This window comes from Mycobacterium sp. (assembly GCF_050701675.1).
GTDB lineage: Bacteria > Actinomycetota > Actinomycetes > Mycobacteriales > Mycobacteriaceae > Mycobacterium.
In genome coordinates this window covers 1-12007 of the sequence record NZ_JBOGDD010001317.1, presented here as the reverse complement: position 1 = coordinate 12007, position 12007 = coordinate 1, and the positions used below count along the sequence as shown (strand labels likewise).

The following is a 12007-nucleotide window of genomic DNA, read 5'->3' as shown; positions in this document are numbered from 1 at the left end:
CTCTTGAAGTTGGGGAAGGGAACCGAGTCGCTGTAGGTGTCGGTCGACCACGCCGTCGCCGGGCTGCCGTCGATGGCCTGACCCGCATCGCCCGGGTTGTCGGCCTCGCCGCCTGGCGAGAACACCGTCGCCTTGACGGGTTTCACGCTGTTGCCAGTCGTCGTCGGGTTGTCGCCGCTCGTGCTCGATGGAGCGTTGAGGCCGAGTTCGTCCTTGTCGAGCGGTCCGCCGACGTCACTGAAGACACCTCGAAGGACCGTCGCCAGCACGATGAGGGCGACCACCAGGATCGAGCCCGCGACCACGGCGCCGATCAGAATCCCCTTCTTGCGCTTGGCCTTAGCCTCGGCGTCGTCATCGACTCGGTAGCGGTCCCGCGGAGCCGGGGGCTCGTCGATCGGCGAGAGCAGCTCGGTGCGGTCGGCGACGGCGGTGGCCTGCTGCAGGAGATTCAGCAGGGTCGGTGCGGAGCGGATCCCGCCGTTCTCCTGAACCGCGCGGACGGCAGCCGCGGAGATCTGGAACGGGATGGTCCTGTCGACGACGCGGGGTTCAACGGGTTCGCCCGCCGGGTCGAGGTCGGCGGCCGCCATGCCGCTGCGCACCCCCGACTCGGGCAGCGGCCAACGGTTGACCAGCAGCGCGTACAACGCCGCGCCGATGCCCCTGATGTCGTCCTCGGGCGTCGCCGAGGGCAAGGTGGCCGGGAAGGCGAGCGCGACGTCGCCTTCGACGCTGACGCGCACCCGGCCTGGATGATCGATCGAGAGTGCAACACCGGATCGGTGCGCAACCTCCGCCGCCGCGGCGAGCGATTGGATGGCGCGCGCACCGCCGATGGCCGACGGCGCCGTCTCGGCGACCTCAGCCAGCGAGCCGCCGCGGATCCATTCCGCCACCACTAGACCGCCCGAGCCCGTGTGGGCGACGTCGAGAATGCGGGCCACACCGGGCACGTCGATCGAGCTCAGCCGCATCGTCCTGGACAGGATCTCGGCCAGTTCGTCGTCGGGGAGCACGGCGTCGGGATCGATGAACGTCAGCGCCACCTGGCGGTCGAGGGCGGTGTCCATGGCGTGCCAGAACTGGAGGTGTGGAGGCCCGCCGTGGAACACCAGCAGGCGGTAGCGGCCGCCGGCGATCGTGGCGCCGGGCATGAGGTGGACGTCGTCGTCGCCGGTGGCGGCTTCGATCGCCGGCTCGTTCGGCAACCCGTAGGCGAGGGGTTCACGGGTGGGGTCGCCGCCGTAGTCCGCCGGCGGGCGGCCGGAGGGGGGCAGGTGCGAGTCGCCGGGGACGTCGGGCCGGAAGTCGTCTGCGTTCTGACGCGGGATGCGGGTGGTCGCGCCACCGACGTCGGAGCCCGGCGCGGAACTTCCCGCGGATTCGTCGGCCACCGCTGGTCCCTCCCGATACCCGACTCCGGCAACCCCTGCCGGAGGTCCGCCCCGCCGGGCCGGGACGTTTTGACGCGGCCGTAACGGATGCGAATTGCTCTGATCAGCGTACGTGAGGGGCTTACCCGGCCGTGGTCGGTCGGCAACCCTCGTCCCGTGCGGACCGGCAACGCGCTGGGCTGACCGACCACGGCCGAGGCGCCGCCGGACCGCCGCCGCTGCGGCTTGCGCGTCGGGAACGCGAGCGGCGAGCAGGACCCCGACGATGATCGGGAGCATGATCAGCCCGAGGATCAGCAGCCGCAGAATCGAACCGGCTCCGCCGCCGCCATCGGTGAGCGACTCGAGGCCGAGTAACTCGTCCGCGACGTGCGCGATGAGTCCGGCGAACAACGACGCGGACAGCGTCACCAGGATCGTGCGCAGCACGTCGAGCCCGATCAGCCGCCCGCCCGGCGGCTTGAGGTTGGCCCGCAGCACCACGTGGCCGACCGCTGCGCCGGCGAGGAAGCCGAGACCGTTCGCCATGCCGAGGTACGCCGCGACGAGTTCGGGCTCGTCGGTCATGTGTGGCGCTGCCAGTGACGCGATGACCTTGACCGCCGTGATGACCAGGATCAGCAGGATCGGGGTCCATGGCTGTTCGCGGGCGTAGAACACCCGCAGCTGCAGCAGCACCAACGAGTACGGAATCAGGGTGAAGGCCGACAGCGTGATCGCCATGCCCAGGTAGCCGGCGTCCACCGCGCCGAAGTTGCCGTACGCGAACAGCGCGCTGCCGATCGCGGGGCCCGCGACGGTCATGAAGGCTACGACGGGAATGAGTGTCACCATCGTCAACCGCGTCGCGAAGGACAGATCGGCGAGCACCGCGGGCTGGTCGTCGGCTGCGGCGTTGCGAGACAGCCGCGGCATCACCACCGTCAGCACCGTGACGCCGATCATGCCGAACGGCAGCATCAGAACGAGCCACGTGTAGTTGTAGATCGCCGGGCCGGAAGCGGCGGCGGTACTTGCGATCTGGTTGCCGACGATCAGACCGGCTTGGCTGATCAGGACGTAGAGCACCATGGCGCCGGCCATCGTCCCGAACCTCTTGATCCGGGCGTCCAGGCCCCACAGGGGTCGCAGGCTGACGTGCTCGCGTCGGATGGCGACGAAGAGGACCGCGGTCTGGGCGACGACGCCGAGCGTGGTGCCGATGCCAAGCACCAGCAGCTTCGAGTTGCCCATCGCGACGGGGTTCAGCGAAAGTTCGCCTGGCACCAGGAGATACGCGCCGAGCGTGGCGATCGCCACCACGTTGTTGACGACGGGCGCCCACGCCGGCGGCCCGAACACGTTGCGGGTGTTCAGGATTGCCATGAACACCGAGGAGAGGCCGTAGAAGATGATCTGCGGCAGCAGCAGGTAGGCGAACGCGGTGGTGAGCGACCGGTTGACCAGGGGGTCGTCGCCGAGCATCAGGTGGACGAGCAACGGCGCGGCAGCCACCGAGATCACCGTGGCGACGAGTAACAGCGCGGTCGCCAACGTGAGGAGGCGTCGCACGAACGCGGTCCCGCCGTCGGCGTCGTCGCGCTCGGCGCGGGCCAGGACGGGGACGAAGATCGCGGTGAACGTCGCCTCGAGTACCAGGGCGGCGATGAGATTGGGCAACTGGTTGGCCACGGAGAACGAACTGGACAGCGCCGCACCGAGGATCGCGGCCAGCAGCACGATCCGGAAGAAGCCGGTGATGCGGCTGACCAGCGTCGCCAGCGCCATGCCCCACGAACGTGAGACCACCGCGGCGTCGGTCAGTTCCGGCTTGCCAGCGCGCCGTCGTGGCGCGGCACCCTGAGGGATCCGCGCGGGCGCGTTCGGAGGCGTCCGCGGTGGTCGGGGCGCGCGCGGGGGTTGCGGCGCCATCGCAGACATTCCCTGAGGCGGGCCCGGCGGCCGGATCGCGCTCACTTCTCGTCCGGCGTGTGGGCCAGCGCGACGTCGAGCGGGTCGGGTCTGGTGCCCCCGCGGCGCGGGGGACGGTCGAGGTCGGCCCTGTCGGGCTGCCCTCGGAAGCGGTGCCACAACCGGCGTCCTGCGAGCAGCACCAGCACGGCGCCCGCGGACAGCGTGATGAAGAACAGCACCTTGCCGTAGGCGTTGGAGTGCACCGACAGCCTCACCGGGTCGCCGAGCGCAAGACCGTCGGCGGTGCGCAGAGCGACGTCGACGGCGACGCGCTGGGTGAAGTGCACCTCGATCGGTACGCGAAGGGGGAGGAATCCCGGTGGCAGCTCGACCTCGCCGGGGTCCGTGACGGTCATCCCCGGCGGCGCGTCGACGTCGAGCCGCACGCGGATGGACACCGGAAGGTCGTTGCGCAGGACCAGCGGCAGGGGACTGCGTTCGGTGGCCAGCGTGTACGAGCCGCCAGGGTTGACGATCGTGACGGCGCGGAGCAGGTCGTCGACGGTGGTGGCGACCACGCCGACGCGCTGCATCGCCAGCCCGTTGCGGGAATCCGGTGGCACCGACTGGCTGAGTGCCCGCAGCATGTCTTCGCGCAGCGGCGCGGTGTACTGCGTCCCGGTCAGGCCCGTGCGCGGGTCGACGGTCAGCGCGGCGGTGAGCCCCCACAGCCTGCCGGTTCCGTTCGCGATGCCTGCGGTGACGCCGGCATCGATGTAGGAGCGCGGGTTGCCGAGGGTGTCGGCGGGCAGAGGTTGCACGTCGGCAGGGGGAACGGCGTTGCCCTCCGCGACCACCGCGGTAAGCGGGCGCGGCACGGCGAGGCCGGACCGGATGGACGAGGCCAGCGTCGTGAGGATCGTCTGGGCGTCGTCCGGCGGCAGGTTCCACGTCAGCGGTGGCACGAAGATCTCGGCGCGCGGCTCGGTCTGGGGCGCCAAGGCGCGCCACAGAAGGGCGGACACGGCGTCCTCGCGGCGCGCAGCGGGGGAGTCGTGGGTGAGTGGAACGCCAAGGGAGGCATCGAGATACGAGGGCGTGACGGGCATCGTGCCTGCACCGGCGAGCGCCGCGCCCACGGCGGGGTCGAACGGTGCCGCGACGACGTTGGCGGCGTATCGCCGCGGGTTGAGGTCGGTGGGCGTGGCCTCACCCGACGTCGCGTCCTGGGCGACGGACTCGCCTGCGGCGATCGCGACGGTCGGGCCATGTGCGGCCAGGAGTTGCACCGCCGATCCGGTGAGGGGTCCATCGCCGACGATGGTCACACCACGGATCGAGACGCTGCCGAGGATCCGGTCGACGATGTCGCCCGCGACGTGGATCGCGACCTGGGACAGCCCCGCGTCGCCGACCCGGGCCAGAGCTCCGAGGTCTGCCTGCGCATAGACCGTCGGCGTCACGCACGTGCGCTGGGCGAGCGCCCTGAGCCTGCCGAGCCAGTTGATCGCCGCGTCCTGGCCCGTGCCGGGATGCGTCGGCGAGTTCATTCCGCCCGCAGGGTCGTCGTTGACGGCGTAACCGGCCGTCATGGCGTTGACGGTGACCAACAGGTCGGGGTCGACGGCGAGGCAGAACGCACTGCGCGTCTGGCCGTCCGGGTCGACGGTGGGGCTGGTCGCGAAGTCCGCAGCGGCCAGCAGCGTGTCGAGGCGTCCGCCCGCGGCCAGGGACGACGCCAGCTCGTCGTCGATGAGGCGCACCGGTGTGCTGCCGCCCGGCACGCCCGCGGCCAGACGTGGCCTGTCCGCCAGCGGCCACAGCATCGTCACGCGCACGGGCTGGGAGGTGTCGGGGGCCACGACCGCGGTGACCGAGTCGGCGTTGTCGGTCGACGGATCGGGAGGCACGCCGAGGACGGGCAGCAGGAACCGGGCGTCGTCCAGGCGGGCGGGTGCGCCGTAGTCGGGCGTGCCGTTGACGTTGACCAGGGCGGGGTAGACGCCGGGTTGGTCGATCCGCAGTGAAGGCAGGTCGACCGAGCGCACCGGGTAGGAGAGCGTGAACGGCACGTGTTGGCCCTGGGCGAGCTCCGGTGCGACGGTGACGAAGTCCGCGACGGCCTCGTACTGCTCGACGCCGCCCTTCAGGTCGGTGCGCAGCCCGGTGGACGAGGCGACGGCAGGAGCGTGTTCGAGACGCACCATCACGTCGCGCACGGGACGGTCGCCGACGTTGGTCACGGTGCCGGCGACGGTCACGACCGGTTCACTCGTCGTGGTGACCGTCTCGGGGGTGATCTGATCGATGTGGAGCTGCAGGAAGGGCCGCGCTCCCGGCTCGCCTGCCGCGGCCCGCGGCACGACGGCGGGGATGACGATCATCGTCACCAGCGCGACGGCAGCCAGCAAGCGCGACCCGTTGATCCAAGCCGCCTGCCACCTCATGGGCCTGGGCCGCAGCCGTTCGCCCGCCGGCCAGGTTGCGGTTTCGCAGAGTCGTCTGCTCGACGGTTGCGCGTGTGCGAATGCGTCTGGGGTCGGCGGCGCGGCGAGCTGTGCGGAAGGGGCGGAAGCGACCCGGGGCCGTCGGTCTGAAGTTTGTCGATCAACCGGCCTGCCACCTCGGCGAGCTTGCGTTCATCGGCGTAGGCCAGCCGCGACGGAAGGTCCTCGAGCGGCACCCACGCCACTTCGGTCACCTCGACGTCCTCGTCGGACAGCTCGCCGTCGAGGAATCGCATGAGGTAATGGTGCACGGTCTTGTGGACGCGTCGGCCCTCGGTCACGAACCAGTAGTCGATGCTGCCCAGCGCGGCCAGCACGCTGCCCTGGATGCCGGTCTCCTCGGCGACCTCGCGGATGGCGGTCTGCTCGGCGGTCTCACCCTGTTCGATGTGCCCCTTGGGCAGTGACCACAGCATGCGACCGCGCCGGTCGACGCGGCCGATGAGGGCCGCAACCTGCCCGTCCTTGGGACCGTCGATGCCGTCGATGACGAGACCTCCGGCAGAGGTCTCGTGAACGGTCCGGAGACGCTCGGGCCCGCGACGGCCCTGTTGGTCCTGGGTGGCCGGGCGGGAGGCGGCGACGGCGTTGGAAGCGGAGTCGGAGGCGTGGCCGGGACTGGGGCCGGGCCGCGGTGCGGCGGTGGGGTTCGGAGGGTTCGGCGTACTGGCTTCCGGCGGACCGGCAGAGCGTCGGCCACGGCGCCGTCCTCGGCGCCGTCGTGGTTTGGCTCGTTCGCCCTCCGACACCCAAGCGATAGTAGCTGCCAGTTCGGTTCCTCCCCCCGGGTAGTCGCCGGCGTGGTCGGCTTGTCGCCGGGTCGTTACGCACCCGTGAGGCCCGCTAGGCTCATCGAACGTGCCGCACGATCCCAGTACCGACGCCGAACTGCTGGCTGCCGCGAAGGCCTTGACGCCACATACCGCCGTCCTCAGCGGGCTTGGCGCATTGTTCGCTGACGCGGGCCACGAGCTGTACCTGGTCGGGGGCAGTGTTCGCGATGCGCTGCTGGACCGGCTGGACGAACCGGACTTGGACTTCACCACCGACGCCCGCCCCGACAGGGTGCAGCAGATAATTCGGCGCTGGGCCGACGGGCTGTGGGACACGGGCATCCAGTTTGGCACCGTCGGTGCCACCAAGGGCAACCAGCGCATCGAGATCACGACGTTCCGTGCCGACGCCTACGACCAGGTGTCCCGTAATCCGCAGGTGCGCTTCGGTGACCGGCTCGAAGACGACCTGGTGCGACGGGACTTCACCGTCAACGCGATGGCCGTGCGGATCACCCCTGCCGGTCTCGGTGAATTCCACGATCCGCAAGGTGGATTGGTGGCTCTGCGCGCGGGCCTCCTCGATACGCCTTCGGCGCCGGAGGTGTCGTTCGGCGACGATCCGCTGCGGATGTTGCGCGCGGCAAGGTTCGTCTCGCAGCTGGGCTTCGACGTCGCGCCTCGGGTGCGCGAGGCGATGGGGCGGATGGCCAAGGAACTCGGCCGCATCACCGCCGAGCGGGTGGCGGCCGAGTTGGACAAGTTGCTCCTGGGCGCGGACCCGGTCGCGGGCATCGACCTGATGGTGAGCACCGGCCTCGGTGACGTCGTGCTGCCCGAGGTGGGCGGTATGCGCATGGCGATCGACGAGCACCATCAGCACAAGGACGTCTACCAGCATTCGCTGACGGTGCTGCGGCAGGCGATCGACTTGGAAGGTTCTGGAGGCCCCGATCTGGTGCTTCGGTGGGCGGCGCTGCTGCACGACGTCGGCAAGCCGGCCACCCGCAAGCACGAGAACGACGGCGGCGTGAGCTTCCACCACCACGAGGTGGTCGGCGCGAAGATGACGCGCAAGCGCATGCGCGCGCTGAAGTACTCCAACCAGATGGTCGACGACGTCTCGCAGCTGGTCTACCTGCATCTGCGATTCCACGGGTACGGGGACGGCAAGTGGACCGACTCCGCCGTGCGGCGTTACGTCACCGATGCAGGGCCGCTGCTGGACAGGTTGCACAAGCTGGTGCGGGCCGACTGCACGACGCGCAACAAGCGCCGCGCCGCACGCCTGCAGGCCAACTACGACGATCTCGAGAACCGCATCGACGAGCTCGCGGCCAAGGAGGACCTGCAGCGGGTCAGGCCGGACCTCGACGGCAACGAGATCATGAAGATCCTCGACATCCCGGCGGGCCCTCAAGTCGGGCAGGCGTGGAAGTACCTCAAGGAGCTGCGGCTGGACCGTGGGCCCCTCGAGCACGACGACGCCGTCGACGAACTTCGGAAGTGGTGGAACGCCAGGGACTAGCTCCGCGTCCAACTTGGTGTGGACTACTGCCTGGGGGACGGTGACGGGACGGCTGTCGTGTGGTCGGCCGAGCTGACGCTCGACACGGACGACGACGGTGTGTTCGACGCGATCGGTCTCGACTTCGACGGGGACGGCCGGCTCGACGACGCGATGGCCGATCTCGACGGCGACGGGACCGCCGACCATCTGATCCTCGATCTGGACGACGACGGCCAGGGCGAGGCGTCGTTCACCGACGACGGCTCGGGCACCTGGGCCGTCGGCGTGGACGGGCGCTCGGGGCAGGTGCGCTGGTTCGGGCTCGACGGGGTCGAGCTGACGGGCGGCCCGCTGGTGGACTTCGACGGTGACGGTCAGGCCGGGGACCGCTTGCTCGACGTCGACCGCGACGGACTGGCCGACCGCGTGCTCGTGGGCGGGGAGGCGTACGTCGACACCGATGGCGACGGGCGTTGGGACGTCAAGCTGGCCGACTCCGACGGGGACGGGACGGCGGACGCGGCCGGCCAGCTCTAGCGCCAGCCCCAAGCGATTTCGGCGCGCGTGGTTGCGGTGCGCGCAACTGAGCGCGCCCAACCCGTGTGGTGCCCGACTTACCGCCCGGCTCCCGGCGGGCCTGCGAACGCCTGCGCGATGGTCAGCCACGTCTGCGCGTCCGCGCCGTCGGCCGTCACGTCGAGTTCGGCGCGCGGTCTGCGCTGCGTCACCAGCATGCAGAAGTCCTCTGCCGAACCGGTGACCCGTTGCTCGGCGTCGGCGGGGCCCCAGGACCACGTCGAACCGTCCGGCGCCAGGAGCTCGACCAGGAAGGGCTCCGATGGCACGGGCCGCCCGTGCACGGTGAACGCGAAGTCCCTGGTGCGGACACCGATGTGGGCGATCGGCCGCAAGCGGGCCGTCGGGCTCCGTCGCACCCCGAGCGCGTCGGCGACGTCGAGTCCGTGCGCCCAGGTCTCCATCAAGCGGGCGGTCGCCATCGACGTGGCGCTCATCGGAGGGCCGAACCAGGGCAGCTTCCTGCCGTCGGCGACCTGGCGCAGTTCGTCGTGCAGGCTCCTGCGCGTGCTGCGCCAGTCGGCCAGCATCACTGCGGGCGCAGTGGTCGCGAGCTGCTCCGCCCCCTCGTCGACGAAGCCGGTCGGATTCCTCGCCGCGTCCTTGAGGGTGTCGCCGAAGCCAGCCTCGTCGGTGACGGCGAGCAGGGAGACGCGGTCGGTCCACCACAGGTGGGCGATCTGGTGGGCGATGGACCAGCCCGGTGCGGGCGTCGCGAGCCGCCAACCGTCGGCGTCCAGGCCGGCGACGAGTTGGTCGAGTGCGTCGCTCTCGGCCCGCAGGTCGGCCACCAGACCGTCGACGAGGGCGCTCCCGTCAGCCATGGCGTCACCCTAATCGACCGGGCGGGTACCCCTTCCAATCGCGGCATGGGCCGCGAACCCGAGCAGATAGACGACGGACCCGGCGATCACCAGTCCCGGCGCGTGGCCGTCGCCAGGGATCAGCGCCGCCGCGGCCGCGATCGCCGTGACGAACGACAGCCAGAACACCGAGTCCTGGACGGTGAAGACGTGTCCGCGCATGGCGTCGTCGACGTCGATCTGCATGGCCGAGTCCGCGCACAGCTTGACGACCTGGCCCGCGACGCCGAGAAGAAAGCCGCACGCGACCATCATCGGCAGGTGCAGACCCGCCGCCCCCAGCTGGATCAGGGCCGCAAGGCCGAGCGCTCCGTTGGCGGTGGCGTACCGGCCCCAGCGGCGCACCGCGGGCGGGGTCACGAAGTTGGCCAGGAACGATCCGAGCCCCGTCGAGGCGACGAAGATCACGGCAGTGCCGAGCCCCCCGACGTCCAGGCTGCCCGCGTGGCGGACGATGACGAGCACGAGCAGCGTGTTGACGCCGAATACGATGCGGTGCGCGGCCAGCCCCGCGAGGGTGGCGCCGACGGTCCGCACCCCGACCACCGTCCGGATGCCGTAGTCCCAACCGGTGGCGACGGCGTAGGCCACCGAGCCGTGCACGGCTCGCTTGCTGTCATCCGGTCCGAGCACCCGGGGCTTGAAGCGCGCGGCCAGGACGAGTGCCAGTCCCACCGGCACGGCGACGATGAAGATGACTGTGGCAGAACCGGTGTCACCGGTCCCGACGAGCCAGCGCGGGACCAGCATGAAGTTGGCGCCGAGGAACGTCGACGCCGCTCCGACCGCGGTGGCCACCGAGTTCAACGTCACCACCTGCTCACGGGGAACGACGTGCGGCAGGGCCGCCGACAGCCCCGACGACACGAATCGGTTGAACCCGTTGACGATCAGCGCGCCGCACAGGATCGTCAGATCGCCCGCACCGACGGCGAGTAGCGTCGCGACGCCGAGGATGAGGACAAGTCGGGCGAGGGTGGCCGCGATCAGCACCAGCCTGCGGTCCCAGCGGTCGAGCAGGGCGCCCGCGAACGGACCGAGCAGCGAGTACGGCAGGAACAACACCGCGAACGCCCCCGCGACGGCCCACGGGCTGGCGGCGCGCTCCGGATTGAACAGCAGCGCCCCGGCGAGCCCGCCCTGGAAGAGTCCGTCGCCGAACAGGCTGACCGCCCGCAGCTCCAACAGCCTGCGGAACTCGGGCAGTGCGCGCACCGAGTGCCACACGGCGACGCGGGGGTGGGGCTTGGGCACTGTGATCCGATGTCGGTTGAAGTGTTCGGCGCGCCGATCGGGCGTCCAAACCACACTACAAAGATTCGCAAAAGACACCGGCATGGCCGTGCCCGTTCGCCACCGAAGACCCGCGCTGGTGACATGATGGGAGCGTGGCGCAGTCAGAGGACCCGGAGGACCACATCGCTCCAGCGACGCACCGGGTACGAGCCGGAACGCTGCTGCTTGCCAACACCGATCTCCTCGAGCCTACGTTCCGCCGCAGCGTGATCTACATCGTCGAGCACAACGACGGTGGCACCCTCGGCGTGGTGCTGAACCGGCCGAGTGAGACGGCGGTCTACAACGTGCTGCCGCAGTGGACCAAGCTCGCGACGAAACCCAAGACGATGTTCGTCGGCGGCCCGGTCAAGCGGGACGCGGCGTTGTGCCTTGCGACGGTGCGCGCCGGCTTGCAGCCAAGTGACGTGCCGGGGCTGCGGCACGTGCAGGGCCGCATCGTGATGGTCGACCTCGACTCCGACCCTGACACGATCGCACCCGCCGTCGAGGGCGTGCGCATCTATGCCGGCTACTCGGGCTGGACGATCGGTCAGCTTGAAGGCGAGATCGAGCGCGACGACTGGATCGTGTTGTCGGCGTTGCCGTCCGACGTCCTGGTCGAGCCGCGGGTGGACCTATGGTCGCGGGTGTTGCGGCGCCAACCGATGCCGCTGTCGCTGTTGGCGACCCACCCGATCGACGTCAGCCGCAACTAGTCGCGTCCGCAAGAGACGAGTGTGTCAGCGGCACGACAGCGTGCACGACGCGCAGGCGCCCTCGCAGCTGGTGTCGGCGGCTTCGCGCCGGGCCACCGCCTTTGCGCTCTGGTAGCACCCTGCCGCCACCGTGCCAACGGCTCCGATGACGCAGACCGCCAACGCCAACAGCGCCGTCTGATGTGGGGCGGCTAGGGCGACCACTCCACCGGCGCCCAGCATCGCGGCGGCTGCGAGCTGGGTGGGGACGACGGCCCGCAGCACCTGCTGGACCGCGTCGCCCGATTGCGGCCTGGCCAGCGACCACAGACCGAGTGCGGCGGTCACCCCGGCAGCGCACAGGCACAGCACGGCAGCGATCAGCATGGGACTCACCATACGAGGCCCGGCTGAGGGCCACCCGGCCCGGGCTAGCGCGGAAGGCCGAGAGGCTGGGCCGCCGCTGGTAGGGCCGCAGGTCCGGCGGCCGCTGGTGGCGCTGCGGCGGGCGGGGC

At 70.6% G+C, this 12007-nt stretch carries 9 protein-coding genes; 3 read left to right on the top strand and 6 right to left on the bottom strand.

Annotated features, from left to right (window positions below):
• From murJ to ACRDUX_RS40650, 3 genes are all read right to left on the bottom strand, one after another.
• Nucleotides 1-3317 (bottom strand): murein biosynthesis integral membrane protein MurJ (gene murJ, locus ACRDUX_RS40660; RefSeq protein WP_526423192.1); only part of this gene is annotated, 3317 nt, incomplete at its 3' end.
• 32 nt (nt 3318-3349) lie between these two features.
• Nucleotides 3350-5737: a DUF6049 family protein gene (locus ACRDUX_RS40655; protein WP_526423190.1), complete on the bottom strand. Its 2388-nt coding sequence runs from the start codon at nt 5735-5737 to the stop codon at nt 3350-3352.
• On the bottom strand, nt 5734-6546 hold the full coding sequence (locus ACRDUX_RS40650) for an NUDIX hydrolase (protein WP_526423188.1): 813 nt from the start codon (nt 6544-6546) through the stop codon (nt 5734-5736). The genes ACRDUX_RS40655 and ACRDUX_RS40650 overlap by 4 nt, the downstream gene beginning before the upstream one ends.
• A 109-nt stretch (nt 6547-6655) precedes the next feature.
• Here ACRDUX_RS40650 and ACRDUX_RS40645 point away from each other — a divergent pair, with 109 nt between their 5' ends.
• Entirely contained in the window at nt 6656-8098 is a 1443-nt protein-coding gene (locus ACRDUX_RS40645; RefSeq protein WP_526423186.1) for a CCA tRNA nucleotidyltransferase, read from the top strand.
• An 18-nt stretch (nt 8099-8116) separates the two neighbouring features.
• Nucleotides 8117-8617: a pullulanase gene (locus ACRDUX_RS40640; RefSeq protein ID WP_526423184.1), complete on the top strand. Its 501-nt coding sequence runs from the start codon at nt 8117-8119 to the stop codon at nt 8615-8617.
• Nucleotides 8618-8694: 77 nt separating this feature from the next.
• Here ACRDUX_RS40640 and ACRDUX_RS40635 read toward each other — a convergent pair whose 3' ends face one another.
• Together ACRDUX_RS40635 and ACRDUX_RS40630 are read right to left on the bottom strand one after the other, a co-directional pair.
• Nucleotides 8695-9480, bottom strand: a complete 786-nt coding sequence (locus ACRDUX_RS40635; RefSeq protein ID WP_526423183.1) for a TIGR03084 family metal-binding protein — start codon at nt 9478-9480, stop codon at nt 8695-8697.
• Nucleotides 9481-9489: 9 nt separating this feature from the next.
• The gene (locus ACRDUX_RS40630; RefSeq protein ID WP_526423181.1) at nt 9490-10773 is read right to left on the bottom strand and encodes an MFS transporter; all 1284 of its coding nucleotides are present in this window, start codon (nt 10771-10773) and stop codon (nt 9490-9492) included.
• 134 nt (nt 10774-10907) lie between these two features.
• Between ACRDUX_RS40630 and ACRDUX_RS40625 the strand changes: the two genes are divergently transcribed.
• On the top strand, nt 10908-11513 hold the full coding sequence (locus ACRDUX_RS40625; protein ID WP_526423179.1) for a YqgE/AlgH family protein: 606 nt from the start codon (nt 10908-10910) through the stop codon (nt 11511-11513).
• Nucleotides 11514-11537: 24 nt separating this feature from the next.
• Here the strand turns inward: ACRDUX_RS40625 and ACRDUX_RS40620 are convergent, their stop codons facing one another.
• Complete coding sequence (locus tag ACRDUX_RS40620) at nt 11538-11879, bottom strand: hypothetical protein (RefSeq protein WP_526423177.1); 342 nt, start codon at nt 11877-11879, stop codon at nt 11538-11540.
• Nucleotides 11880-12007 lie beyond the last annotated feature (128 nt).